Here is a 26,331-nt window from a genome sequence, read left to right as displayed (position 1 = left end):
AAGGAGTAATCAGGATGCAGGATAAACTGAACTATTTCCGGAAAGCCATGCTCTCCTTGAAAATTTCAGAGTTTGAAGTTCCGCCTATGCAGGATTTGTTGATCATCGGGAAAAAAGCCCCGATCGGGCCGGAAGCGGTAAAGCGAATGGCGCAGGCGATATCACCGGAACAATTTACAATCGTTAAACTGGAGCACGCCAAAATTGAAGCGGTCTTAATTCGGAACTCTCTTCTTCAGATGTTGGACGAACGTTTGCTGATGCAAATCATATTGGAAGAAGCGGACCGGTTGATCAGCGACAACATGGTTCTTCGTTCGGAACTGAAAATTTCGGTATCGGTTCAGCGGGAGGTGGAGCTGCAATGAAGGTGGCGGAATTCATGTCGTCCCCTGTCTATACGGTTTCAGTGGAACGGAGCGTTCAGTACGTGTCCGATATGATGAATGAACTTGAGATCGGTTCGTTGGTCGTCACAGATCATGGAACAATCGTAGGAATTATTACGTCGCGGGACATCCGTTCTTCCCACCCCAATCGGATTGCAGCCGACGCGATGACCCCAAACCCGATCAGCATTTCGCCTGACCAGTTTGCTTGGGATGCGCTGGAATCGATGGAGCGGCATCGCATTGAACGACTTCTTGTAGTTCATGAAGATCAGGTACTCGGGATTGTGACCCGCGAGAAGCTTCAAATCAAACTGAACCAGCTCGTTGACCCTCTAACGGGACTGTACCGCGCACCCTATATTCAACAGATCGGCGAACATTTTCTGAACCGTCGCCAACATTTCCGTTTGCTCTTTATTGATCTCAATAACTTCGGTGAAATCAACAAATTGCATGGGCATCCGGTAGGGGACGATTTTCTTGTCGAGTTCTCCAATCGCTTGCGTGCATTAACGAACGAACAGGATTACGTATGCAGGTACGCGGGGGACGAGTTTATTGTGATTACTTGCCGTGATGAATACGATGGCTTGCAATTGGAAGAAGCCCTTTCCCAGCCCGTCGTTATTCAGAACGTTGCTTTGTCCGCATCGGTGGGAGTCGTCAACGGGTCTCTCGTACCCGACTTTTTTTCGCTGACTTTTCGAGAACTGATCAGCAGAGCGAGTCTTTTATCCTCTTCTTTGAAACAAAACTCCCTTGTATGATGCAACTCGCAATATTAAAGTACAGCTACTTAAGATATTTAACGACTTTGTCGCAACTTAATTCTCTCGTCCAGTCATTTATTCGTAGTAGAGAGGAAACATATAAAAACTCAAGTCCCGATCCTATCAGACGAGGAAGATCGGGACTTGGACTCACACTTTGAACTTGCCGACTAGCGCTTTGAGAGAATCTGACATTTCGCCAAGCTGGCGAGCGGTCTGCAGCATTTCCTGGCTCGTGGCCGCCTGCTCCTCGGTCATGGCTGCAACCTCTTCAGTGAACGAAGCGGTTTCTTCCGTAATCTTCGTAATTTCCCGAATGGAACCTTCGATCGCTTTGCTTCCAGCGGACATCTGTCCTACAGAAGCGGCAACTTCCATGACTTGAACGCTCAGGTTGTTCACTTCGTTCATAATGGCCCGGAACGACTCGCTGGCTTTCATCATAGCCTGAACGCCATCCTTGACGCCATGGCTGTTCTCGTCTACTTTCTGAACGAGTTCGTTAATGCCGTTCAACATCACTTCGATGGTGTCATGAATCTCGCGGGTCGAGTGCGCCGCCTGGTCCGCCAGCTTGCGGATTTCACCAGCGACAACAGCAAATCCGCGCCCTTGTTCCCCGGCGCGCGCCGCTTCGATGGCGGCATTCAGCGACAACAGATTGGTTTGATTGGAGACGTCCTGAATATATCCGACCACTTCCCGAATCTTTACAGACAACGATGCCAGTTCCGCGGCGGAAGCCTGAATTTCGGAAAACGTTTCTTCAATCTGGCCGATTTTTTCCGCATTTGCCTGCATTTCGCCGGCATTCTCCGTCGCGACGGACTGCGCCCGCTTGGCAAGTCCGGAGACGTCGGTTGTCGTGACGGCAACCTGCTCCAGTCCCGATACCGTCTCCTGCAAAATCGCCGACATCTCCTCCGTCTGGGATACTTGCTGCTCCGCTCCCTGCGCAACGCGTTGAACAGATTCAGAGATTTGATCGGCGGCTTTGTAACTCTCTTCTGCGCCAACCTTCAACATGGATGAGGAGCGTTCCAGTTCCTGCGTCTTCCCTTGAATATCGGCGATCATACTCTGAAGACTGGATAACAGCAAGTTGGTTTGATCGGCCAAATCCTTCGTTTCGTCCTTGGTTTTCACTGTAATTCGTTTCGTCAAATCGCCGCCGGAGGAGGCAATTTCTGCAATGGCGTTCCCGACTTTGCGTACGTTCCTGGCCGTCAATGCGCCGGTGAAGTAAGACGAGATGACCGAAACGATAAGTACCAGCAACAGAGAGCCGTATAGCTGCAAGCGGAGTTGACCGTTTTTCTTTTCGAGCGCCGACACCCGATTCAACGTAAGCTGTTTTTCGATGGAACGGAACGACGAAAGCTGCTCGCGCAGGGCATCCATATCCTGCTTTCCCGGATCGTCCTGGAAAAACTGCTGGATTCCCTTGTTATCATTGGCCTTTTTCAAGGCAATTACTTTCTCGCCGGCCGTTTGAATCCAATGTTCCACGTTTTTTTGAATGGCTTTCAAGTTGTCCTGCTGGCTTGGATTGTCGGCAACAAGCTGGAAAAGGGCGTCAAAGTGCTTTTGCCAATTGGATTTGCCGTTGTTGTACGGGTCCAAATATTTGTTTTCTCCGGTTATAATAAAACCTCGTTGGCCGGTTTCCATATCCACCAAATCCTTCTCAATGGATTGGGCCAGACTATGTACTTGCATATCATGATCCGTAATGAACCTCGTTTCCTTTTGGAAAGAGGATAATTGCCGGGTTACGCTAAGAATGGCGAAGACAAAAAAAATGACGACGACCAGAAAACCGAGGCCGATTTTATTTTGAATGCGGTTTAGACGGATGGGTACAGTTTTCATCATTGAGTTCTCCTTGTTGTAGGTTGAATTCAGAAACGGATTAACGTAAAATGACTTTGTTCAAATTGTCAGGCCTTGCCTGTGATGCCCATGTTAATCATCTGGGCGGCTTGCATTTTTGCTCGTACATTCTCTTGTCCGCCAATCTCAGGAGATCGCCAAGATCGGCGCTCTCATCGGGACAAACCGCATAACCTGCATAAAGATATACGTGCGTCTTCAACTCCTCAAGTGATATGGACAGCGCATTGCCATGACGTCTCCGAAGCGCTCTGGCTCCTTCTTCGTCGGTGTATGGCACATTGACTATAAATTCATCGCCTCCCCACCTTGCAACATAGTCGTATTTGCCCGCTGCTTTTGCCAGCATGCTTGAAAGTTGACAAAGTACACGATCTCCGGTTACGTGAGAGTACGTGTCGTTAATATTCTTGAAGTTGTCTACGTCCACATAGAACACGAGCAGTTGTTTTCTCAACCTTTGAGACCGGCGAACCAGCCTGGGGAAAACGCGCTGAATGAACCCGCGATTATACGCCCCGGTCAGGTCGTCTCTTTGCAAGAGCCGCAACAACGCATCGAATCGCTTGCCGCATAGGTATCCCAACGGCAAAAAGACCGCAAGCGACATGGCCACGGCCTTATCCACTGCCTCGTAAGCATGCTTAATATAAATGAGCAGAACTGCGCCAAGAGAGAGAACGAAAACGACACCCGTAACGCGCCCGATCTTGTACATAAATCTCCGGCTACTTCAACGCTTTGGCCAGCGTCTCCAGAACTTTCTCCCGTTGAAACGGCTTGACGATAAAATCCGCGGCTCCTGACGTAATCGCATCGACAACCCGATCTTTTTGCCCCATTGCGGAGCAAATGATGATTCCGGGGCATCGTAATATCCATCGTGACAAGTTCGGTTTTGTGCTGCCTGAAAAATTGCACAGCCTCTTTTCCATTCTCCGCTTCCGCTACCACTTCATAGCCGTTATTCGTTATGATCTCTCTCAGCATCATTCTCATGAACGCCGTATCGTCCACAATCATAATTTTGGCCATGACAACCTCCGCTTGCCCATGCTCTCAAAGGCCTATGATTCCAAACCTATTATACTCGAAATTGGAACATATTTCATAGTCCGCCGTATTAAGAATCAGTTCATCGTATTTTTGTCGATATCATAATTATTCATCGACAAGAAGGGGCTGACCTCACCTGAGTCCAGCCCCTTCTGGCCACTTCCTTCTATTCACCAGGCTTCGTCGTCATCAGGCGATACAGCTTCGTATGCCGCGGAAACTTGTCGGTAAACGGCACAAGGGAGCTGCCGACTTTCATCAAGCCATTCCCGGCGTCAACATTGGTAATATAAGAGAGTTGCAGTTCCGAAATATTTAGCAGTTCGGCTAGCTCTTTCCGGTCGGTGCTGGCCTGATTCAGCATGACGATAAATTCACTGTTTGCCAGCATGGTGCGGGCCGTATGGCTTTGCAGTAAATCGTCCACATTTTGCGTAATGCCCGTACAAAAAGCGCCATACTTTCGGACGCGCTTCCAAAGCGTGAACAGAAAGTTGGCGCTGTATTCATGCTGGAACAAAAGATAGATTTCGTCGATAATGATAAACGTATTTTTGCCTTTTGCCCGGTTTTGCGTAATCCGATTCAGGATGCTGTCCAGGACGACCAGCATGCCGATCGGAAGAAGCTGTTTGCCCAGGTCGAGAATGTCGTAGCAGATGAGCCGGTTATGGACATTGACATTGGTCGGTTTGGCGAACGTGTTCAGGCTGCCGGAAGTAAACAGTTCGATCGCCAGCGCAATGTCCTGCGCTTCCGGCTCCGATTGCTTGAGCAGTTCCGCGCGAAAGTCTTGAAGCGTCGGCGGCTGCCCCTTATAGTTGCTCTGCAAATACTTCCTGTACACGCTGGCGGTGCAGCGGTCAATAAGCGACTTTTCCTTGGCTCCCAACTGGTAACCGCCAATCAATTGCTCGCAAAGCGAGAGGACGAATTCCGATTTAAGAATAATCGGATTGGCTCCGTCGCCATACTGCCTGTTCATATCCATCGCATTGATATGGTTGGACGAAGTGGCGGATATATGAATCGTCTCGCCGCCCAATGCGTCCACCAGCGCGGAGTATTCCCGTTCCGGGTCGATCAGGATAATATCATCGTCGCTGGCCAGCATCTGGTTGACGATTTCCCGTTTCGCGGTAAAGCTTTTGCCGGAACCGGATACGCCGAGGATAAAGCTGTTTCCGTTCAGCAATTGTTTGCGGTTGGCGATAATCATGTTTTTGCTGATCACATTTTGTCCGTAGTAAATGCCGCCCGGATGCATGATTTCCTGCGCCCGAAACGGAATAAAGACAGCCGTGCTTTCCGTCGTTAACGTCCGCAAAGCGTGAACCTTCCGCAAGCCGTAAGGCAGCACCGTATTCAGACCGTCCATTTGCTGAAAGGACAGCGTGGAGAACTGGCACAAATGCTTGCGGGCGGTGGTGAGCAGCGCCTCCGTATCGCTGTCGAGCTGCTCCTTGCTGTCCGCGATATGGACCATCGTCAGCAGGCCGAACATCATCCGCTGGTCGCGGGTAGTCAGGTCGTTCAGAAATTCTTTGCTCTCTTTGCGTTGCTGCTCCATATCGTAAGGGACCATTGCGGAAAAATTGTTGTTCCGGTTTTGTCGCCGCTGCCAGTTGGTGATGTTCGTTTCCACGCCGAGCAAACGGCTCTCCACCTCACGAACGGCCTCGTCGGTCGGAATCGGGATGATATCCAGCGACAGCAGCAAATTCCGGTTCAGGTCGCAAAGCTCGGACACCATGCTGTCCTTAATATAGCTGGCGTATTCCCGCAGAAAGATGACGCGGCCAAAAAAGTTGCCCATCCGAAAATGATCTTTTTCAAACTCGAACGTATCCGGGCAAATGTAATCCTTGAAATCATGCCCCTTGCGCATCGTTTCGGAGAGATGGAAACGAAAATCCGCTTCCTCGCCGATCCGAAAGAAATCATGAAAAATGCGCAGACGGTCGGTTGCATCCAGTTCGATACATTTGGAACCGAGACGAGAAAAATGCGACACAAGTTCGGTTCCGACCCTCGCGAAATATTGACGGGCTTCCTCCACATTTTTCTTGACGACAGAAATGGTAACGTACTTTTCCTGAATCGTACCGTTCGCGCCGATGGCCTTTGCGAGCAACATCTCGTTGTACTCTTGCCGGTACACATCGAGAGGGTCCTGCCGAAGCGGAATCAGAATCGAGCTTTCAAAATCGGCCCGATTCAAACGCCGGTTATGGATTGTGATCTTCGTGGTCACTCCGCTGTCAAAGGAATTGAGCAGCTCGGAATAAGACAAAAACATCGCTTCCTTGTCCTCCCTGGACGCTACGGCGTAGTTGATGTCCTCGAATCGATACGATTTGGAAAATTTGTTGCCGACAAAAAAAATCCCGTCCGGCCAGAGGGCGCGAATCGGGATAACTTGCTGAACGCCTTTCGGGATGACAAATCGTTCCTTGTCCTGCTTGATGATGCGTCTGAGCGTTTTAATCACGGCGCATCATCCTTTCCTGCTCATGATGCTGCATGCTCTTTTTCATCGCTTCAACGTAGATGTTGGTCGAATAGAAGACGAAGCGCCTTGGCAGCAGAAATTCCGATTTCACATACGCCCAAAGCAACTGCTCGGCCGTCATACCGTGATAGTTGATGAAACCCAAGGCTGCGCAGGGCGCGGCCCCCAAAATGCACATCCAACTGAGCGTTTCCAAGCCAAAGCGGCCGCGCAGTCCAAAATAAAGGCCGATCGCCACGCCGACAGCCAGCACAGAAAAAAAGAACTGCCGCAAGGACAGTCCAAAGTATAAGCTTTCCGTATAATCCCGGATTTCCCGGTTGATTTTCACTTCCATTTAAAGTCCTCCCATTAACAATGCTCGTTATGGTCTACAACTCGGCCCCATCCTCCGGTTGAACCGTTGTTGGCTCTGTCTTTTTCGATCTTGCCAACACCTCATCGCCGGATGGAAAGGGAGCGGCCAAAAGCGCAAATACAAGCTGAGCGCCGTCCCGCATGCCTTGCAAATATATCCATTCATTCATGATCGCCTGCCTAAAATGGTGCTTGTCCTCCCATTCCGCATACTCCGGCATGCGCCCAATGTCCATACCAGCGAACAAAACTTGAAATGCCTTGCTTTCTTCAGCACGAGGACGACTCAGATCAGGATGATATTCAATTCGAGCAGAAATATCATCCAATCGGCTTTGAATAGCTTGCCGAAACCACGCTGGAAATTCCATCGCCTTCTTCCTCCCAGGTGCCCCTTTTACCGTACCCGCTGCTTTCGCTGGACCTTCAGGTCATAATAACGGGCTACTAACTCATCTACCTTTCGACTCTGTTCCTGAAGCGCTTGGCTGCAGGATAAAGAAATCGATTGTTCCATTAACTTATCCCCAAGCGTATTCAGCTTTCGTCGCTCCTCCTCCAGTTTTCTTAACAAATCATCCATCCTTCATCCTCCCGTTCTTCCGTGTGAGGGCAGCTATTTATGAAAAATCTATGGTGTATGTTAAAAAACTACTTTGATCGTAATTTCAAACCTCATTTATGTCAATTGTATACTCCTCCATAATGGAAGTTATAAATTCCTAACCCAATGGATATAGGTGATAAAATGATAGGTGTTTACGATAAAAAGAAGGTGGGGCAACGCATTCGGAAGCAACGAGAGGCTTTGGAAATTTCTCGTGAGCAATTGGCTGAACGGATTGGACGAGTCCCGAGATTCTGTGCCGACATTGAACGAGGTAAAGCCGGTATGTCCATTGAAACCATGCTCAACATCTGCAATTTGCTCAAACTTTCTCCTAACGAACTGCTCTTAGAGCATGAAGCAAAGGTTACGCCGAGCGATGAAACGGAATTGATTGTAGCCGCCCTTCGTCATTGTACGGAGAAACAACGCAAGGACGCATTGGCTCTTTTAAAGCTGTTTCTTACCGCAATTCGTTAATGCAAGACTCAATCTCAGCAACGGAAGCGCGTTTCACAGCCCCATCATCTCCCTCACCACCCGGTCCGCCATTTTGACCGTTCCCACAAGCACCAGCATGTTGAAAATCAACTCGCCAATGTACGTCCACACCATCGTAACCGCGCCAGCGCCTTCATCAACCGCCGGGGGAGCGGAGGCAAAGGCGGAGTAGATAATGCAGGCGAGTACGATTATCGCGCCCTCCAGACAAGCGGCCGCATACCCTTTGAGAAACGATTTGCCGATATTTTGGCTCGGTTCCCCGGCAATGGCGGACAACGGAACGGGAGCGATGGCCGTATATAAGTAGATACGAAAAAAACGTCCGTACACCGAGAGGATCATCACAAAAGACAGCACCGTGATGAACAGACTGCCCAGAAGGGTGACGACCCACAGCGGAATGCTTTGCCAAAAACCGACGTCTTCAATCGCTTTTGCAATGGTGTTCGGCAAAGTCATAGCCTCCGTCCTTCCGAACCCGGAACGTCCCATCATCGTGGAAATGATTCCCTGAACAATGGTAAACAGCGCCATCATGAGCTCCAGTCCGTAGGTAACGACTGCTTTGGCCAGGACAAAGCGGATAAACAGCTTGACGGCCATCTCCGGCTTTTTCACTTCGGCAAAACTGCCGGTCGTCTTCACCACGCCGATCATAAAAAACAAGACTAGAAGCGCCAGTCCCGTCGCCTGCAACGCGCCGTGAATGTCGGTAATGACGCGCCACACGCCGCCACCCTTGAAGTCGGCCGGCGACTCGGTAACAAGCTGCCAGATTTCATTCATTTTCTCGTTCCATGTATCGAGCGCATGTTCGAGGTTGTCAATAATCCAACTGTTTTTGGCCATATTCTCACCCCTTTTCTGTAGACGGGGAACGGACAAATCGCCCGTTCCCCTCATTTGCGACTCCCGTTTAACCGGCAATCAGGGTAAGAATTTCCTTCGTAAAGGTAATGATAATCCCGCCGGCAAGCGTCAGGAACCCGTTCGCTCGCTGGGAAGGGTCGTGAGACTTGAGCGACAATCCGATCTGCACAATGCCGAAGCCGAGTATGATCATACCGATGGCCCGTATTAATCCGAATATGAAGGTGGACAAGTTATTGACGGTCGTCATCGGATCGCCCTCGGCATAAGCGGTAGAGACGAATACGGTTCCCGTTAAGACAAGCATGATGTAAAGCGCCAGCAGCCGTTTCCCTTTGATTTTCAACTTCATCATTCCCTTCGTAAAAATAGCGACTCCATGTCTTCTTCTGACAGAAGCTCGTACTCTCCGTTTTCATGAAGCAACACCTTTCGCCAATCCAAAGCGTGTTCCGTGCCGCCATGCTGGTAGGGGAGACCGCTGCCATCCGTCGTGAGCTCGACATGGGGATGCCTGAGCAAATCGTACTTGTCGTCCTGAACAGGACGCTCGCCGCGAATAAAGAGCAAGGCATGACGGTTATCGACAAGCCGCACCTCATCGGGCGTCAGCAAGTCGCGGCCGGACAACTGATAGTTGATCGAATAACTGCCGCTGCGGCCCTTGCTTTGACCGTATGTGTTCGTGTCGATCGTTTCCTTGCCCAGCAGTTCCGAGACGTATTTGTGAGTGGATTGTTCATTTCCGCCCAGGTACAAAAACACGTCGCAGTTCCCCACGATTGATTCCCACGTCTCCTTATACAGCGCTTTGAGCTGCGCCAAATTTTGCAGGATGATGGAAACCGAAATCTCGCGGCTGCGTATGGTGGAGAGCAGCTTGTCGAATTCATCGGGCAAGGCGACGTTGGCAAATTCGTCCATCACGAAATGCACGTGCACCGGCAAGCGTCCGCCGTGCCGATAGTCGGCCTCGTACATCAGGCATTGGAAAAGCTGGGTGTAAAGCATCCCGACGATGAAGTTGAAACTGCTTTCGTTGTCGGGAATGACGGCAAACAGGGCCGCTTTCTTTTCTCCCATGACAGCCAATTCCATTTCATCGACCAAGCTCATTCCGGCGATTGAATGCAAGTTGAACTTCTCCAGCCGAACGCCTAGGCCGATCAATATCGATTTGGCTGTTTTCCCCGCCGCCAGTTTGAAGATGTTGTACTGTTTGACCGCTAAATGCTCCGGGTCGCGCATCGCCAGCCGTTCAAACAACTCGTCCAGCGGACTCTGGTAGGTTTCGTCTTCTTCCCGCACTTCGGCGGCGGCGATCATTTCCATCACCATCGGGAAATTCTGTTCCTCCGGCGGCGCTTCATAGAGCAAATACAAAACGAGCGCCTCCAATAGCGCCGTTTCGGATCGTTCCCAGAACGGGTCGTTCGTGTTGCTGCCCTTCGGCGTCGTATTGCGAATCAGGTTGGTGACCAGTTTCAGCACGTCCTTGTCGTCGTGCAAATAGGCGAAAGGGTTGTAGCCATGGGAACGATGCGGATTGATCAGGTCGAGCACCTTGATGTCATACCCTTTGGCTTTGAGCAGATGGCCGGTATCGCGCAAGATTTCGCCTTTCGGGTCGAGAACGACGAACGACGTGTTCGCTTGCATGACGTTCGGTTTGGCGTAAAACCGCGTTTTCCCGGAGCCGGAACCGCCTACGACAAGCACATTCACATTCCGGCGATGCTTGCGGCCGTCGAGTCCGATGCAAACCTGCTTGGTTAAAATTTTGTTTTGCTCCAGCTGCTTGCTTCGATATTTGGCGCATATGCTTTTCGCCCGGCCCCAACGGGCGCTGCCGTGTTCCTCCCTGCGCCGGTAGTTTCGCGGGGAGGCCAGATAAACGCCGACACCGAGTCCATAGGCCAGCGTAAAAGAGAGCAGACAGCGGGGCGTATCTTCCACCCACTGAATGTCGAACGGGTGGTTGATCGCCGCGCTGAGATGCTCCACCATCGCTGGCAGCCCCCCGGAAAGTGCAGGGGCGGTGAGCAATGCCGCCCAAACGACGGGAATAAAAAAAACCGCAAAGAGTATCAAATGACTCCTTGCGGTTTCAACGCGCCTCATGATGGCTCCGTCGCTTATGTTTTTGATAAGGGGCATCAATCGTTTTGAGCAACAGTTCATCGACGGCGTCGGTGGGGCGCTTCTCGCCGATCAAATCGTTTCGCAGCGCATTCAGTGCATGCACCACGATGCCATGCTCGTAATGATCCAAACAGAGAATCCGTTCTTCTTCCTTCACAGGCGCTCCCTCCTGAACAAAAATTGAGCATGTCCCGCGCAGCGCTCCTATCTTGCTGGTTCTGTCCGATGATGCTGCCGCTGCTGCGCCAGCATCCGGTTCATCCTGCGGGCCATGTCATGTGCGGTATCCTTCATCACCGCCAGTTCGGCGCGAATTTGCTGCGGCTCGATGTCCTTCACTTCTCCTGCACACGATGGAAACGAAAGGAAGACGTGTCCACGCCGAACTGTTTGCACAGCATGTAAGAGGCGCAATATGCATGGAACGTAAAATAGGAACGGCTGTAACGGCCATCGCCGCGATCCAGATCCGCATGCGCCAGCTCCTGCGCGAGCGACCGGAAAATGTCCCCGGCATCCAAGCCGCGGCGGATGACAATATTGCGCATGTCCGGCTGATAGAACGCATGCGTTTCCGGCGGCATCGCATCGCCAATAACGATCGGAACAGGAGCGCGATCCATCAGCGCTTTGATGCGCACTCGGTCGTCCGGATAGGTCGGTTGCTCCCGTTTTGGATTGGCCGTCGTTTGTGCGATGTCGAACATCTTTTTGAGGTTATAGCTGATGCCGGTGCTGCCGTCTTCCCTCCGGTACTCCTCGCCCGGCTCCAAAATATAAAAGCCGGTTTCCTTGCGGCGAATAAAGACGCCTTGTTCCTTCCACGAATCGAAATCGGCGATGCGGGTCGCCTCCGGCCGCTGCGTGAGAATCAGAAGCGCATTGGATACGCTGTAGCGGTCGAAACGGCTTTGCACATCCAGATACCGCTGAAATTCATCGCCGCTGCGCGAGATGGAAATCGTGGCTGCATCAATCGTCTCATAGGCCCATTGCCTGAGTTCCTGCTTTTTCTGTACCCACGCTTCCTTGTCAAAAGGTTGCTCGGACGAATTCGTGGAAGAATGGCCCGTTGCTTCCTGCCGGAATAAATCGTCCAGATTGTTCATTTGGCTTTCCCTCGCTTTCGGGTTCCGTTGGATTTGGTTTTGCCCGTCTTCGCTTTTCCATTATGTGGCTCGCTTCGCTTGGGCAGCGACGATTTCTTGACCATCTGACGCCGTTCTTTCTCCGCCTTCCGATTTTCTTCCCGGATCTCGCGCAACAGTTCGCGGATCGATGGCCGCCGCTGCACTTTATCGGCTTTCAGTTCAATCATACCCCTTGCGGATGCTTCGCTGCGCCCGAAGGTAGGCTCGGACGGATGGGGCGGCTCCGTCGTCGCCATCGTGGGGTTTGGGTTGCCGTTCGCCGGGGAAGTTGGCTGCGTCGATTCGGGCCTCTGCATCAGTTCGGCCAAAAAATCGTCGGTGCTCTTCGCTCCTGGCGTTCCCTTGACTTCCGCTCCTTGTACCTCCTTCTTCTGCCGGGTTTGGTTCGATGCTTGTTGTTGACGCTCCCCGGACGCTGGATGGTCCTGCTGTTTCCCGGCGCGGGATTTCTCAATTTCACTCTTGATGCTGGCCGTATCCACGGTCGCCAGCTTGAACCGCTCGACGATGCGGTTGATTTTGGAAGCGTCCTCGGCACGCACCATCACATCGCACAAGCCATCGACATTCTTTTTGTCCCGCAGGGCACAGTACAAAACGCCGTATCGTTTGGCCTCCTTGCAGAAGGTAGGCAAGTCTTCGTTTTTGACGGCAAATACTTTCAATTCCTTGCCGCTGCGGAGCAAGCTTTCCAGACGAATGCTGCCCTTTGTCCGTTTCTGCCCCTGCAGGGCGGCAAACAAATAGACGGCCAGATGCTTAGCGCCTTCGCCGGAAATCTTGGCCATAACCTCGATGCCCCTCAGACTCATGTTGACGACCTGATCGGCCGCCTCGGCTCCACTGCTCATGGATGGAATCCTCCCTTCGTAATGGTTGATTTTTCCTGTCACCATGTAGTTTAGTCATCATTTCCCCGGATCGGGCCAGGATGCCCGCACACAGCTTCACCTCCTTTCGAAGCGCGGCAAGCCGCTTGGATAATACGGCTATCTGCTCTTTGCAAGCGTCGATCCGGCCTTCCTCCTTGCAGCGGCGAAGACGGTTGTACAGCGCTTTGCGCTCGCTGGAAAGCAGGCGCATCTCCTGTTGGGCAATGGATACATAGTCCAAAAGCTGCTCTTTGCTGGAGATACGGCGCTGGCAGAGTAGTTTGGTCTGAGCGGTAATAACCGCCAAGTGTCGCAAGTCTTCCCGTAATAAAAAAGGCGTCCTTCTCACGGACGCGCGAAAACGGGGCCATATGCCCATCTCATATAAATAGCGCAGGTACAATGCTTGTAAGCCGCTGAACTTCCTGCCGGATCGAAGCGTTCCTTTGCAAACGGCGCGCCTGCGTTGCGGCATTGGCAGAGGCTGTGTTTTACGGGGAATGCGATTTCGTAAAATCCGCTGTTTCAGAGCCTCTTCCGTATAGTCGTCTCCCAAGCTGCGCAAACGAACGAAACGTTCCTTACCCGGTGGACGAACCGCCATATGCTTCACGGTCGTTTTCACGTCATAGCCCTGCTTTTGCAAAGAGGCGATAAACTGGGTCCACGTCATGGATGCCGCAATCGCCTGATCCACATCGCTCCGAATCGTCCCCCTCCAAGTCGGCTTGCCTTCCCGATCTGCTTTCCATTCTCCGTAGTGCTTGGCCTTGCCCGGCTCGGGTTGCTCGATCACTGACAATGCATGTTCACGGCATAACCGGTCGGATGTTCTCCTTAGGAGGGCGTAGGAGGCTTTGTTGTCGTAATACCGTTTGCCGTCCATAAAGGAGACGGAGTTTAGCACAAAGTGATTGTGCAAATGTTCCTTGTCCAGATGGGTCGATACGACGACTTCAAATCGATCGCCCCATAGCTCCTGCGCCAACTTGACGCCAATGGCGTGCGCCGTTTCCGGCGTCGTTTCACCTGGTGCAAACGCTTGGTAGCCATGAAACGCGACGATGCCATCCATCTTTTGAAATTGACGCTTGGTGCGCTGCATTTGCTCGTAAGCGGTGAGCGGATCGCAATTGATTCCGCTCACATAAAGCTGCCTCTCCGTCTTGAGATCCGATACTGCATAATCGATCGCCTGTTGCAAACCTTCATTTTTCTCGTCGCGATCTTGCGCTGTTTTGTCAGGATTGGCGGCGTAATCAATCACGCGCTTCAAGCGGTCGGTGACATCCCATATCGCCGTCGTCGCCATATGTGACGCCCCCTTTACATCGGATGCGCACGTGGAATCGCTTGCTCTGTTCTTCTTTCCGGGGCAGTCACGGCCTGTTGAATCTGTTGGACGGCGCGGCGCAACTGATCTGCCTCCTGCTGAAAAGAAGCCCGATCCAGATAACCTGTCGCATGCGCCTTCGCCGCCAGTTGGTTGAGATTGTTGCCAATGGCGTGAAGCTCGCGCATCATCGCGTAATAATCAGGCGGCGGCAGCGGCTTCGGTATATACCCATTGATGAGCGCCCGGATGTACGCTTCCCGAGAAAGACCTGTTTGTTTCACTTCATTCATTAGACGAACATGTTCGCTTTCACTTAAACGAAGCAGAAATGAGATCGAACGTTTTCTCAACGAACAACCCCCTTTCAAAATCAACTATTCTAAGAAGTTTACGCCGCAATAAACATGCGATCTGAAAACCATCCGCTTATCGAATCGTTAACATCGCGATGAGGGGTCTTAGGGGCGCAAGCCCCTAACAATCGAATTTGGATATCCAAATTCAGTGCTTGCTGCAACACGAGACATGCATCTCGCGTTGCCTTCAAAGCACCTGCCGGGAAAAAGAGAGGAGCCCAAAAACACAAAAAAGACGCCGATCCGCTCAGCGTCTTCCTCAGAACTTTTTTGTTATCGCACTAACCAGTTGTAATCTTGGCGGCAGTCTACAATGAAATCGACATACACGATTTCATCCTGAATCTGATACAATACCAGATACCACTTATCCACGAACATCTTGTGATACTTGTTTGACGGGATAAATTCCGCTTCCAGAAAAGGATAACGTTCCGGCATTCGCGCTAAGGAACGTATCGCATGCAGCAATTCGTTTTTCGTTTTCCGCGCCGCATCCGGATGTTTCTCCGCAAGAAATCGCACATGAGCCGCCAGCATTTGGCGGGCGCGATCGGAAACGATGATCCTATAACGGGACATCTTTTCCATGCTGAACCTCGTCAATAATGCCCTCTAGGTAAGTGTCCAGTTCATCCGGCGTCACACCAACACGGCCCGCCAAACGATCCTCTTGCACAGCGAGCAGTTCTTCGCGCAGCTTTAACATCCTCTCGCGACGGGAGAATGTCTCAATGTCCATCACGACGAGATCCCCTTCACCGTTCTTGGTCAGATAAACCGGTTCTCCGGAAGATTTGCATAGGTCGGCGATTTCATTATAGTTTTGCCGGATACTGGCAGAAGGCTTGATGATCATCTTGCTCACTCCTTGCATAGCTGTATATTGATTTTATTATACCTATTACATGCTATACAATCAATATGGCTGCGCTTATCCCCAATCTATTCACATCTCATCCACATGCAGTGCGTCACCGCTATCGGGATGGTTCTCCGCGTCTTCTTCGGGATTCCATCAAATCGTTGTTTACATCCTTTCCGAACTTAGGCGGCTCATCGGATATGAGAAGGGCGGGGGAGTAGAGTCCTCCCCATTTGTCTTGGGCCTGTATATTCCGGCCAGCGACAGCTTATGCGCCTGCCGCCAATCCCGGCCTGCGAGATGTTCCAGCGTACAGTAAGATAAAAGATCAATGGCGCTCTCAAACAGATGCAGTTCCGTACAGTTTCTCGGGGCCGAAATGGAAAACGAATACCGCTTGTCGCTGCCGGCGGCTTCCCCCATATAACGGGTGCTTGTCGTACCGCGTATCGCCGCATAGCGCGGCGTCCCTTCCTGGTCAAATCCGACGAATACCGCGTTGTGGTAACGGCGGCTTTCGTACAACCTTCCCGATTCCAGACAGTAGTCGATCACCGAGCGGTGGATGCCTCGTTTACTCAAATAAGCGATGACGCGATGAGAGTTTTCATACGGTTCTGGAAGCTCCAGCCGCGCCGTAGATGTGCGTTGTTGGCATGATTGCGAAACCATAAGAATATTGCCGGGATGAACGCCTTCAATCCGAAGCACCGCATCGGGAAAAGACATGCCGCGCACTTTGATCAAGTAATCCAGCGCCGAGCGCCCGCCGATTCCCCTTGACCACCAGTACCATTTGCCGTTGGAAATTTTCAAGCTGTCATTTGTTCGGGTGGTATAGACATTGCGGGAGCAACGTACCAGTTCCGCAGGCTCGCACATTTGCAAATACGTGAGCAAATCCAATCTTTTTGCACGTTCGATCTGTTCCTTGTTTACGTAGCCCATTGCCGCAGCTCCTTTTGGAACTCCAAGCAGCGTCCGATGGGTATATTGTTCATCGTGCCTTCCCCCGCTTTTTGGGGTACGTATAAGCGCTGCCTTCCTTCAACTTTGTAACGCCATTCTTTTTCATGAATGCGTCTAAATCGCCTTCATAAACTTGACTGGTCACCCCGTTTGAGTCGCGGATGTAATAATACGTGTCGCCAAATCCGTTCTTCTCTTTGGATATCAACTCCAATGTTGGCACGGCTTCTCCCTCCTCGATCAAGCCGGTTCCATAACAAAAAGGCGGTAGAATCGGACAAAAGCATCCGTCGCTTGGGATGGCATACAACATGTTCATTCCTCCGGAAATGAGAAAAGGACCCCAAAATCGGAGTCCATTTCGTCATATGATTTTAACAAGTGACCTATATTCGACCTGTAAATGCTACGCATCGAAGTCATAATTCCCCAAACTACAAAAAAAACCTGCCGCGCGATGAAGCGCAACAAGCTTTCTAAAAAAATGTATCCGGTTTTAGGTCGAAAAGCACGAAAGATACATCTCTAAATGAACCTATCAAAATAAACTAGTTTCTGTATTATTATTGGATACTGGCAAAGTCCATAATTTTACTTTTAGACAGCCTTAAATCATAATATTTCCCTTGCGATTCAACCAACGGATTGATCAGGTCATCTGGATGGAGCATCACAATTCGAGCCACTTTACCGTCTGACAACAGAACTGAATCTCCAATCATTCTGTTCATCAAGTTAGTAATGAAGCATTGTACGATCACAGGGTTAAACAATCCGAATGCTCTTTGATAAATCTCCTGTAATACTTGGAATAATGGGATTGCTTTCTTATATACCCGCTCTGAAACCATCGTATGAAACACATCGGCAACAGCCACAATCTTACTAAAATATTCTATTTCTTCACTAGACTTCCTATAAGGATAGCCGCTACCATCTTCTCGTTCATGATGTTGTAGGGCAACCAGAGCTTGTTGATCCGTCATGTCTGGGAGTCTAAGAATCATCTCATACCCGTACACCGTATGAAGCTGCATTTCAGCATACTCATCCGAACTTAATTTACCTGCCTTTAGTAAAATCGAGTCAGATATTTTTGTCTTACCTACATCATGTAACAATCCCGCAACAGCAAGGTCATTTAACTCCTTCTCTTTCAGACCTAACCATTTTCCAATAAAATAGGATAGCACCGAAACGCCAATACAATGTCGATACGTATAATTATCTTTCTTTCTTAAACCCAATATTACATTTGAAAAATTATAATTGGAACACAATTCCTGGATCTTTGGCATTACCTTTTGACGAATCATTTGATTTGAAGGCTTCTCGGCGCTATGATTTATCTTTTCGTATATAAATTGAACCTCGGAGATTGTTTCATCTATTATAAATTCGGTAACAAGTTGGGTGTCCTCGTCCAACAAATTAATACCATGTTGATTCAAGAGGTCAAGATTATGGTAACTTAATACACTGTTCTTAGGTAAAAGCAAGCTTCCTTGCCTAGAATAAATATTGGTATTTAATTTTCTTCCAATAAAAGATGTATTGTCTATAGGAATCACCCACTTTTCTAAGCCAGTCGTATGATACTAGTACGATCAAAAGTCATTTCTTCTACTGGCTCAAAGATATCTGTACTATACCGATCAACAGTTACTCTACCTTCAAACATTTTCTTTACAATAACCTTTTTTGTTGCTTTTAAGATTGTTCCAACTCCAGTGATTCCACCTACATACATCGCAGAAATGGTGTCACCAGCTTCAAGATTAGAGCCTCTGCAAACTGAATTATCTAGGAAGAAGATGATATTGCCCGCGGAATATAGATCACATTGAATAACACCTTCTCTTCGAATCAAAATATCCCCATTTGACTTTAATGTAGAGTTTTGAGCTTGGTTAATATTTATCTGAACTTGTGATTCTTGGCTTAACGCAACTCTCATGTACGCATCTTTCAATACTCGAATGAAATCTTCCATTCTTGGAGCTGACATCACTTCAACAATCTTAGTCGGCAACAAGAATAATTCCAAATAATCTTTCAATTGCTGCATAGCGTCCTTATTATAAGTCTGAAGGCCGGAAATAACGCCAAGCAGTTCCTTCACAACTTCCCAAACCTGCTGATATTTGCTCTCAATTACTAACAATAATACTTGTCCATACTTAACTTGTAGTTTCTTTTTACTAATTTCATTCATTAACAGCTTTACACTTTCCGCCATTTTTTCGAGGAGATCCAACAACCGTTTGGAACCGTTATAAAGTCTGTTGAAAAGCATGCCGAAATACCCCGAATAAAGATTGCTTCTAATTACATTACCCTTCACTGCAATACTTCCTGTGGCCGTTAAGGTTGAGTTGAAGACACTGCCAGATATATAAATGTTCCCAAGCGACTCAATAATCATGTTGTCCATGACATCGCCATACACAATAACGTCTCCAGCAAAAACGATATTACCTGTTTGCAAATCAACATTCCCTGGTACAATGAAGGCGGTGTTAATATCGAAATACTTTATCTTGTTACCAGTTATTCGCGGTCTTCCTTCTTTCCGAGCAATCACGATATCATCTGGTGTTATTTCAACACTTTCTTTCCCAGCAATGCGAATATCGTGAACCGGTTCAGGAAGTAATATATTTCCAAAGACATCATACCCCGCCTGACCGTCTACGGGGGGTGTCTTCTTTGCTATTACATCCCCGCTTTTGACAGAAGGAATATTCAAATGATTCTTAAAATCCACAAAACCTCTTACCTCTGTAAATATGTTCTCGATATTTTCCGAAAAGAAAATATCTAAACAAGCATCTTGACCCTGCACCGGAGCTTTTCCTCTGGCGATGGTCACTGGTCTATATGTAGGTTGAATAATCTCGGTTTGAATAACTGCAACATCAAGATTCATTTTGATATTCATGTTTTCAACAACCGCGAGAATATCCTGCAAGTTTAGTGTTTCCAAAATAATCGCTGAATCTTCTTTGGCAGTAAGGGTCAAATCTAAAGTTGAGGTATTATCAGATAACACCCACGCATACCTCTGTGGACGATGAACAATCAAATACGCTGTTAACTTATCATCCGAAACTTCAATCTCGAATAATGGCTTTTCTTCAATCTTCCACTCAATGACGCTTTCTGATGATACTTTAATCCTTTTGTGGATCTCTTGACCATCAACAAATAGGATCACAGGTGAATGGGCCTCGATAGTCGGAATCTTACCCCCATTTAAGGGATTTACGACGATGATTTTACCGTGTTCAACTCTGATATATCCATCCACTACTTGACCATCTATGTTAATCCCCGTTACTGAAGATGACCCCATCCGTTCACTTTCCGACTCTTGGGAATCTTGGTCGAGTTTCTTCATTAGCTTCAATACTTCTTGCTCACTGATAAAGTCTGACATACGAATCACCTCATCGACAGCAGTGAGAACTAATTTTCTAGAGCAACTGTAACTAATCCTAAAAATTTATTGATGTCGAATGGTTTTGAAATAACTGCAATGTCTTTAATCAATCTAGAATCATTTCCTAACGCATCAGTGGAAGCAGTGCACAGCAAGACTTTGACTTCAGGATCTACTTTTGTGATTTCTTCTATAAGTGAAATGCCATCCATGACTGGCATTTGATAATCGACTATCAACAAATCGGGTTTTGCATTGAAATAAGCGTTTAATGCCTCTTGACCGTTCTTCGCTTGTAAAACGACTTCATGACCTGCATCCGTAACTAGGGCTGAAATCAATAATCGAACAGAAGGATTATCGTCTGCGATCATAATTCTCGCCATAGGCATCCCTCCAATAGAAAATCAAGAAAGTAATGTTTTAGAGGCTCAACTCACCTTCGGTAACTTTGCTACCGTAGAATTGTCTTCCCTAGTCCCAAAATTTCACCCCCTTCTTTTCAATAGGGTTTCCGTTTCGTTTATGAGAACTCTAAAGTTAGCTTTTATATTTACAAAACGAAAACAGATCAAAAATTTGTCAAAATCTAAGTATAGTTTTAACATCACCTAACATAAAAACGACAAGAATCGACGTAATATTTGTATGGTTCAATATTACTACAGATATTCAGCTAAATAAACCCATTTTGTAGAGTATACTCCGTAGTAATCCTCCCCCATACTAACTAAAGATAAAGCTTTAAAGGGGGGCAACTATGAAAATTGAACTATCGTTTGCTAAAATTCTGAAAACGTTGAGGATTAATAATAAGTTGAGCCAAGAGGAACTTGCCTTTAGAAGTAATCTTGATCGAACTTACATCTCAATGTTGGAAAGAGGTATTCATCAGCCGACCATTTCCACTTTATTTGCCTTGTCAAAAGCTCTAAACATTAAAGCTTCCGTGATAATTCAACTTGTCGAGCTTGAATGCGAAAATAAGAATGAATCATAACAGCAATAAAAAACGCATTTGAGTACAACAAGAAGATCGAAACTCCGCCCCCTGTGTTCCTTAGTAAAAAAATCGCATTGTAGGGAATTGATACCCCGACAATGCGATTTTCTTACTTATACCGGTAGATCGACTTAGATGTTACTGAATCTCCGCAATAATTGCATTCCATCCTTTAGACCAGCAAAATATACCCACTCTTTTTCAAGTGTACACCGATGGTTAAGAATGTCTTCCAACTCGAGAAGAAGATCCAAATGGGCTTGTGATAATTCATCCTTCAGCAACTTTTCTATTTCGTTCTGCCTAAATCGGAATTGTTCAACCTCCATTTGACTTCCAGCTTCCTTAGCAACTTCAATAAAGCGTTGATCAAAAGCTGGTCTTAACCATTCTGGACCTATATGATGCATATTTACCCTCCTTTCATTCAGAATGTACCGATGTTACAGCGACAGGAGGGGTATCTCAAGTAATTATTGGAACTCTTCTATGTTTACAGTTTTACTTTCCAGATTCTTAACTCTCCATCTCCAACAGTTCCTTGAACCAAGTTACATCCAGCATCCTCACCAATGGAGCTCCAGAGTAGTAATGTTGATGTCATCGGTTGATGGTGCAACCCCCAACTCGCCATTATCGGAATATTGCGGAGACGATTTTACTGCCGGAACAATCGTACGTATATCTCCTCGCTAGCGCTTTCAATCTGGTCGAATACGGCCTCCATTCGCGATAAATACGTCGGTTTCCAAATACGTCCCCTTCCTGCTTCCACTATAAAGGAAGCAAGAAGAGGAACGATGGTGTCAACCCGTTATCGCTCACGGCCCACCACCCGCCGTTCCGGCGCTTCCGGTTCTTCGTCCGGCACGCTGTCCACGGCTTCGTTTTCCCGTTTGTCCATGTTGAGCAGCGCATTCAGTTCCGCAAGACGCGCCGCTTTCGTTTGCAGCTCCTGCTCCTTCTCAAATGGAGTCGCGATTTGTTCCTTCGCCGTTTCCATTTGCAGACGCAAAGTGGCAAGCTGCTCGCGGGCATGCTCCAGCTTCGCAGGCAAGTCGGACAAGGCATTGTTGATGCGGCTTATGTTACCGCCTGCATCCGCTCCGAGCGTCACTGTATGACCGAGCGCGCCGCGAAGCGTGACCTTATACTCCTTATGGAAGCTGTCAAAGGACAGCCACAAGGAAAATCCCCGGTAGCTGCCGAATTCCTGCGGATCGGGCGATCTCATTCCTTTGCAAGCGTCCAGCAAAGCCGCGCCCGCTGCCGCCCTCTCCGTATAGGTGAAATCCTTGACCGTCATGCCGGGAAATTTCTCTGTCCCATCCGCCTCGGATGACAGAGAACGTGTATACAAAGCAACGTCCTGTTCATAGCCGGCAATTCGTTCTTCGGTGGACTTGATCTGTTGCGGCAGCAGCTTGAGCAGACGATCTTCCAGTGCATAACGTTGGCTCAAGTGGTTCGCTTTGAGCAGCTTGAGTTTGGATACCTGGATATCCAGGTCCATTTTCTCCTTGATGTACGGGTTGCCGGTCGCCAGCGCCTTCACCTCGGCATAGGAGAGCGCCGTCTCGTCGATATCCTCGGCGGAACGAACCGGAGACTTGCTGGTCATGATCTGCGAAATGAAGCGCTGCTTGTTCTCCAATGTCTGATAAAGGTACGCGTCGAACGTGTTCTCCGTCACATAGCGAAAAATATGCACCTCGCTGTTCTGGTTGCCTTGCCGGATAATGCGCCCGCTGCGCTGCTCCAGGTCGCGCGGACGCCAAGGGCAGTCAAGGTCGTGAAGGGCAATCAGCTTCGTTTGCACGTTCGTGCCCGCCCCCATCTTGAACGTCGATCCGAGCAGTATCCGAACCTGTCCGCTGCGTACTTTGGCGAACAGTTCCTTTTTCTTGACCTCGGTATTGGCATCGTGAATATAGGCGATTTCGTCAGCAGGAACACCTTTTTCCATCAGCTTGCGCCGCAGCTCGTCGTAGACGTTGAAGGAGCCATCCTGTTTGGGGATGGATAGATCGCAGAACACCAACTGGGTCAAACGCTGCTCCTGATGTTCCGCCCAATACCGGTAAACGTTGTCCGCACAAACGCTCACTTTGCTGCCTTCGTCGTCGGGAAGCATCTGATTCGCCAGCCTTTGATCGAGCGCGAGTTTGCGTCCGTCGTTGGTGATCGTCAGCATATTGTCCTCGTGCGGCTCCACTTCTTTCGCCCGCACCCGTTCGGCGCGGCGGGCGAGATCCGCGACCATTTCCCGCTGAAAGTCGCTCGGCGGCACCGCGACGTTGTGGAAATGGGCTTTCGGAACCGGAAGCTGGAGCATGTCCGCCGTCTGGATGTCCGCCACTTCCTTGAACATATTCATCAGTTCCGGCAAATTGTAAAAACGGGCAAACCGGGTTTTCGCCCGATAGCCCGTTCCTTCCGGTGCAGTTTGTCAAGGAGGTTATTACTCATATGAAATGGGCATGGGTCGCTCAAATCCACTGTCCCATAAAGGGGCGGTACCAGAGTAGCTGACACCACCCGCAAAGTAAATCACAACCAAATATTAGGATGATAATTTATACCTGCCAGGGTACACTATTTGTACGGTAACTTTGATATTTTGTAACGAGTCTTTGTTCAGCACGATATGCTGTTTTCCAGATGCAATTCGTTTCCACGCATGCGGATTTTTGCGATATAGTGACTCGCCTAGATTGTAGATATCGATGTTCTCCTCATACGAAGCTTGAAAGGTTTGCCTAATTTGACGCTCAATTTCTTCTTGAGCCATTCGCTTGAGTACTTGTTCTGTAACGTCAGCATGTATCTCATTCACTCCGGCCTTCACCTTGATGGATATATCGAAATACGCCTTGTCGTATTTAACGCTTGGCATGACGTCATATTCGGGTTTCTCTGCGACGAGAACCGCAAGAAGCTTGTTTTCGGAAAGCAAATCAACGGGCAGTCGGATTGTGTGTTTATTCAGCCACGGCAATCCTTTTATTTCTTCGAGGCTCATGCGTGCGTAATAGCTGCCTTTGTCACATATCTGTATGCCAGAATATCTAAGCAGCTCGTGCGGTTTTTGATTTTCCTTCCATTGGCCCTTTCGAATAGATAACTCTGGGATGTAGCTTGTCTTCTCCTTTTCGTTTGAATCCATTACAAACTTTTGCAAGCGGATCGGAGCGAGGATCGAACGCTGCCGATAATTCTGCTCGGGGTTATGGAGAATCGAAGCCTTTGGAGACAATCTGTAAAAGGGTGTCGCCATTAAAATCTCATCGAGAGGGTCTCGCGTGCTGAACACCCAGGCCAAGTACCTGATCTCGCGATATCGATTAATCAATTCCAACACATCGCCGACTTTTCGTTCCTTCAATAACCTTTCGCTGAATAGGATTGCAGAAATCTGTCCCCAGTTTAACCTCTGTTGCGATGTGCTGTAGAGGTCATTTGCTGCTTCTGTAAAAGAGATACCTTTTCCAATACCGACCCAGACCGGAGGCTGTTCTGCCTTCTGTTGTCCTTCCAATTTTGCTACTGTCGAGAAATCAAGCAGTTGGGCATAAATGGTGTATTGACCATCCGCATAGTCTACTCCGACGGCAGTCGCATAGTTCATGTTTTGCAATTCATACTTGCTCCAACATCCGGTGAGAATGAAGGGAAGTAAAAGGAGAACAGTACATTTGTATACGTTCATTGCTGTCCCTCCCCTTGGCGTGTTGGATCTTGAGTATTTAACATGTCAGGCCGTGTCTTCCGCCATTTCCAAGGCAATCGGAACAAAGCATTGGCGAAATCTTTATAGGGAGGCGAAAGCGGAGCCAGGTAAGGCAATCCGCATGAACGTAATGAGGCCAAATGAGTGGTCACGATAAACAAAGCTAGCAAAAAACCATAAATCCCAAGGATGGCAGACAAGGCGAATATGAAGAAACGCAATATACTGATGGTTCCGGCCAGCGACTGGCTGGACAAAGTCGAACCGAATACTTGCGTAATGGCTCCCAGAACAACAATGCCGGGGGACAAAAAGCCTGCGCGGATGGCCGCATCCCCCAGAATAAGTCCTCCTACTACCGTAACCGTAGAACCTACCGCAGAAGGCAACCGAACGCCGGCTTCCCGCAATATTTCCAAAAAGATGAGCGCGAGCAACATTTCCCCTGCCACGCCAAGAGGTATACCTAATCGGTTAATGCCGAGTGTGGCAAGAAGGTAATACGGCAGTTGATCTTGATGAAATGCAAGTATGGCAACCCAGAAACCGGGCAGCATGAGTGAAACGGACAAGCCCAGCAGACGAAGCGATTGCCCAAACGTAGCAGACAACGCCGTAAAGTGAATATCCTCGGGTGTTTTCAGGAGCAGAAATAAATTGGCCGGAGCGATCAAAGCAGCCGGAGTGCCATCCACAATCAGCGCCACACGTCCATTCAACATACAGTTGACGACAAAATCCGGCCTTCCTGTGTATCCCATTAAAGGAAACAAAGCTTTGGTAGGTTCCATTAATTCTTCTAGCTGAGTGGCGCTGAATGCTCCGTCAATTTGAAGACCATCCAATCTCGTCTTGATATCACTGACAATTTGGGGATCAACGATGTCTTGCATATACAAAATCGCAACGATTGTTTTCGTCCGGGCACCTAAGATTTTCGTTTCGTAAACCATGCTTGTTGACTTGATTCGTTTCCGAATTAACGCAACATTGACTCCAAGTTCTTCGACAAAACCGTCTTTGGGCCCGCGGATTGAATTTTCAATATTGGATTCTTCGGGCTGACGAGCCGGTTTTTTCGATATGTCGAGTGAAAACAATGAAGTCAGTGCCGGAATATACAAAAGCAGTTTCCCCTCAAAAATGTCCGTTTCGGATTTCTGCTCCCATTCATGGTTGGAAATATGTTCAAGTTGTAATTGACATGACTCAAGTACTTCCTCGTTCTTCTGAAAGCCGTAATTTTCATAAAAACGGGTCAAGTGAGGAAGCGCTACATCCTGAATGAGTTGCTGACTGTCGCATAACCCATCGCAAAACAGTAAAACGATCCTCGACTTTTCGTCCCCTGCTTTTAATTTGTAAGCATGGTGCTTGACATCACGGCACATCTGGAACTCTTGAAGAAGAGCTTGTTCATGAAGCGGTTGTGTAACCGATGCTCTTTTTTGCGGCGAGAACGAAGCAACAACTGCACCTTTTTTGCTGAAAAGTTTTATCATCT

30 protein-coding genes and 1 pseudogene are annotated in these 26,331 nt (G+C 48.6%); 4 read left to right on the top strand and 27 right to left on the bottom strand.

The genetic code is table 11. From position 1 onward, the window contains the following. The first annotated feature begins 14 nt into the window (after positions 1 to 14). Positions 15 to 368, top strand: a complete 354-nt coding sequence (locus tag PT964_RS18390; protein WP_041049416.1) for a hypothetical protein — start codon at positions 15 to 17, stop codon at positions 366 to 368. Beyond that, positions 365 to 1,159, top strand: a complete 795-nt coding sequence (locus tag PT964_RS18385; protein ID WP_274364823.1) for a GGDEF domain-containing protein — start codon at positions 365 to 367, stop codon at positions 1,157 to 1,159. The genes PT964_RS18390 and PT964_RS18385 overlap by 4 nt, the downstream gene beginning before the upstream one ends. Before the next feature lie 153 nt (positions 1,160 to 1,312). Here PT964_RS18385 and PT964_RS18380 read toward each other — a convergent pair whose 3' ends face one another. The 7 genes and pseudogenes from PT964_RS18380 to PT964_RS18350 form a co-directional block, all read right to left on the bottom strand. Further along, entirely contained in the window at positions 1,313 to 3,034 is a 1,722-nt protein-coding gene (locus PT964_RS18380; RefSeq protein ID WP_274364822.1) for a methyl-accepting chemotaxis protein, read from the bottom strand. Between the two features lie 97 nt (positions 3,035 to 3,131). After that, the gene (locus PT964_RS18375; protein ID WP_274364821.1) at positions 3,132 to 3,773 is read right to left on the bottom strand and encodes a GGDEF domain-containing protein; all 642 of its coding nucleotides are present in this window, start codon (positions 3,771 to 3,773) and stop codon (positions 3,132 to 3,134) included. Between the two features lie 10 nt (positions 3,774 to 3,783). After that, positions 3,784 to 4,090: pseudogene (locus PT964_RS18370) on the bottom strand (response regulator). 187 nt (positions 4,091 to 4,277) lie between these two features. After that, positions 4,278 to 6,602, bottom strand: coding sequence for a VirB4-like conjugal transfer ATPase, CD1110 family (locus tag PT964_RS18365; protein WP_274364820.1), 2,325 nt, complete (start codon positions 6,600 to 6,602; stop codon positions 4,278 to 4,280). Then, positions 6,595 to 6,960: a PrgI family protein gene (locus PT964_RS18360; protein ID WP_274364819.1), complete on the bottom strand. Its 366-nt coding sequence runs from the start codon at positions 6,958 to 6,960 to the stop codon at positions 6,595 to 6,597. Before PT964_RS18360 ends, PT964_RS18365 begins: the two co-directional genes overlap by 8 nt. A gap of 34 nt (positions 6,961 to 6,994) precedes the next feature. Continuing rightward, complete coding sequence (locus tag PT964_RS18355; RefSeq protein WP_274364818.1) at positions 6,995 to 7,351, bottom strand: hypothetical protein; 357 nt, start codon at positions 7,349 to 7,351, stop codon at positions 6,995 to 6,997. Between the two features lie 26 nt (positions 7,352 to 7,377). Further along, positions 7,378 to 7,563, bottom strand: a complete 186-nt coding sequence (locus tag PT964_RS18350) for an aspartyl-phosphate phosphatase Spo0E family protein (protein WP_274364817.1) — start codon at positions 7,561 to 7,563, stop codon at positions 7,378 to 7,380. 165 nt (positions 7,564 to 7,728) lie between these two features. Between PT964_RS18350 and PT964_RS18345 the strand changes: the two genes are divergently transcribed. Then, positions 7,729 to 8,067: a helix-turn-helix domain-containing protein gene (locus tag PT964_RS18345; protein ID WP_274364816.1), complete on the top strand. Its 339-nt coding sequence runs from the start codon at positions 7,729 to 7,731 to the stop codon at positions 8,065 to 8,067. Between the two features lie 33 nt (positions 8,068 to 8,100). Here PT964_RS18345 and PT964_RS18340 read toward each other — a convergent pair whose 3' ends face one another. The 16 genes from PT964_RS18340 to PT964_RS18265 form a co-directional block, all read right to left on the bottom strand. After that, positions 8,101 to 8,940: a VirB6/TrbL-like conjugal transfer protein, CD1112 family gene (locus PT964_RS18340; protein ID WP_274364815.1), complete on the bottom strand. Its 840-nt coding sequence runs from the start codon at positions 8,938 to 8,940 to the stop codon at positions 8,101 to 8,103. A 67-nt stretch (positions 8,941 to 9,007) separates the two neighbouring features. After that, entirely contained in the window at positions 9,008 to 9,316 is a 309-nt protein-coding gene (locus PT964_RS18335; RefSeq protein WP_425571507.1) for a glutamyl-tRNA amidotransferase, read from the bottom strand. Next, positions 9,313 to 10,968, bottom strand: a complete 1,656-nt coding sequence (locus tag PT964_RS18330; RefSeq protein WP_274364814.1) for a VirD4-like conjugal transfer protein, CD1115 family — start codon at positions 10,966 to 10,968, stop codon at positions 9,313 to 9,315. The genes PT964_RS18335 and PT964_RS18330 overlap by 4 nt, the downstream gene beginning before the upstream one ends. A 100-nt stretch (positions 10,969 to 11,068) precedes the next feature. Beyond that, entirely contained in the window at positions 11,069 to 11,260 is a 192-nt protein-coding gene (locus PT964_RS18325) for a hypothetical protein (RefSeq protein ID WP_041052546.1), read from the bottom strand. 47 nt (positions 11,261 to 11,307) lie between these two features. Then, positions 11,308 to 11,442: a hypothetical protein gene (locus PT964_RS18320; RefSeq protein WP_274364813.1), complete on the bottom strand. Its 135-nt coding sequence runs from the start codon at positions 11,440 to 11,442 to the stop codon at positions 11,308 to 11,310. Next, on the bottom strand, positions 11,439 to 12,212 hold the full coding sequence (locus tag PT964_RS18315) for a hypothetical protein (RefSeq protein ID WP_274364812.1): 774 nt from the start codon (positions 12,210 to 12,212) through the stop codon (positions 11,439 to 11,441). The genes PT964_RS18320 and PT964_RS18315 overlap by 4 nt, the downstream gene beginning before the upstream one ends. Further along, positions 12,209 to 13,105, bottom strand: coding sequence for a PcfB family protein (locus tag PT964_RS18310; RefSeq protein WP_274364811.1), 897 nt, complete (start codon positions 13,103 to 13,105; stop codon positions 12,209 to 12,211). The genes PT964_RS18315 and PT964_RS18310 overlap by 4 nt, the downstream gene beginning before the upstream one ends. Continuing rightward, positions 13,014 to 14,438, bottom strand: a complete 1,425-nt coding sequence (locus PT964_RS18305) for a relaxase/mobilization nuclease domain-containing protein (protein ID WP_041052548.1) — start codon at positions 14,436 to 14,438, stop codon at positions 13,014 to 13,016. Before PT964_RS18305 ends, PT964_RS18310 begins: the two co-directional genes overlap by 92 nt. Before the next feature lie 14 nt (positions 14,439 to 14,452). Then, on the bottom strand, positions 14,453 to 14,812 hold the full coding sequence (locus PT964_RS18300) for a plasmid mobilization protein (RefSeq protein ID WP_041052549.1): 360 nt from the start codon (positions 14,810 to 14,812) through the stop codon (positions 14,453 to 14,455). A 279-nt stretch (positions 14,813 to 15,091) separates the two neighbouring features. After that, on the bottom strand, positions 15,092 to 15,409 hold the full coding sequence (locus tag PT964_RS18295) for a type II toxin-antitoxin system RelE/ParE family toxin (protein WP_274364810.1): 318 nt from the start codon (positions 15,407 to 15,409) through the stop codon (positions 15,092 to 15,094). Beyond that, complete coding sequence (locus tag PT964_RS18290; protein WP_274364809.1) at positions 15,387 to 15,677, bottom strand: type II toxin-antitoxin system Phd/YefM family antitoxin; 291 nt, start codon at positions 15,675 to 15,677, stop codon at positions 15,387 to 15,389. The genes PT964_RS18295 and PT964_RS18290 overlap by 23 nt, the downstream gene beginning before the upstream one ends. Positions 15,678 to 15,848: 171 nt before the next feature. Beyond that, a complete protein-coding gene (locus PT964_RS18285) occupies positions 15,849 to 16,631 on the bottom strand; it encodes a DUF3991 domain-containing protein (protein WP_274364808.1) in 783 nt (260 codons plus the stop codon). Between the two features lie 49 nt (positions 16,632 to 16,680). Further along, positions 16,681 to 16,965, bottom strand: coding sequence for a hypothetical protein (locus PT964_RS18280; protein ID WP_274364807.1), 285 nt, complete (start codon positions 16,963 to 16,965; stop codon positions 16,681 to 16,683). A gap of 250 nt (positions 16,966 to 17,215) precedes the next feature. Then, positions 17,216 to 18,223, bottom strand: coding sequence for an HD-GYP domain-containing protein (locus PT964_RS18275; RefSeq protein WP_274364806.1), 1,008 nt, complete (start codon positions 18,221 to 18,223; stop codon positions 17,216 to 17,218). 8 nt (positions 18,224 to 18,231) lie between these two features. Continuing rightward, positions 18,232 to 20,091: a DUF342 domain-containing protein gene (locus PT964_RS18270; protein ID WP_274364805.1), complete on the bottom strand. Its 1,860-nt coding sequence runs from the start codon at positions 20,089 to 20,091 to the stop codon at positions 18,232 to 18,234. Between the two features lie 29 nt (positions 20,092 to 20,120). Further along, positions 20,121 to 20,480 carry a response regulator gene (locus tag PT964_RS18265; RefSeq protein WP_274364804.1) on the bottom strand — a complete coding sequence of 120 codons (360 nt, stop codon included), beginning with the start codon at positions 20,478 to 20,480 and terminating at the stop codon, positions 20,121 to 20,123. A gap of 374 nt (positions 20,481 to 20,854) precedes the next feature. Here PT964_RS18265 and PT964_RS18260 point away from each other — a divergent pair, with 374 nt between their 5' ends. Continuing rightward, positions 20,855 to 21,094: a helix-turn-helix domain-containing protein gene (locus PT964_RS18260; protein WP_274364803.1), complete on the top strand. Its 240-nt coding sequence runs from the start codon at positions 20,855 to 20,857 to the stop codon at positions 21,092 to 21,094. A gap of 134 nt (positions 21,095 to 21,228) precedes the next feature. Here PT964_RS18260 and PT964_RS18255 read toward each other — a convergent pair whose 3' ends face one another. The 4 genes from PT964_RS18255 to PT964_RS18240 all read right to left on the bottom strand — a co-directional run bounded on the left by PT964_RS18255 (position 21,229) and on the right by PT964_RS18240 (position 26,329). Beyond that, a complete protein-coding gene (locus tag PT964_RS18255; protein ID WP_274364802.1) occupies positions 21,229 to 21,507 on the bottom strand; it encodes a hypothetical protein in 279 nt (92 codons plus the stop codon). Positions 21,508 to 21,911: 404 nt separating this feature from the next. Next, complete coding sequence (locus tag PT964_RS18250; protein WP_274364801.1) at positions 21,912 to 23,468, bottom strand: helicase C-terminal domain-containing protein; 1,557 nt, start codon at positions 23,466 to 23,468, stop codon at positions 21,912 to 21,914. A gap of 192 nt (positions 23,469 to 23,660) precedes the next feature. Further along, positions 23,661 to 24,806, bottom strand: coding sequence for a Ger(x)C family spore germination protein (locus tag PT964_RS18245; RefSeq protein WP_274364800.1), 1,146 nt, complete (start codon positions 24,804 to 24,806; stop codon positions 23,661 to 23,663). Then, complete coding sequence (locus tag PT964_RS18240) at positions 24,803 to 26,329, bottom strand: spore germination protein (RefSeq protein WP_274364799.1); 1,527 nt, start codon at positions 26,327 to 26,329, stop codon at positions 24,803 to 24,805. Before PT964_RS18240 ends, PT964_RS18245 begins: the two co-directional genes overlap by 4 nt. Positions 26,330 to 26,331 lie beyond the last annotated feature (2 nt).

Source organism: Paenibacillus thermotolerans (assembly GCF_028745515.1).
Taxonomy (GTDB): Bacteria; Bacillota; Bacilli; order Paenibacillales; family YIM-B00363; genus Paenibacillus_AE; species Paenibacillus_AE thermotolerans.
This window is presented reverse-complemented; position numbering and strand designations above follow the sequence as displayed.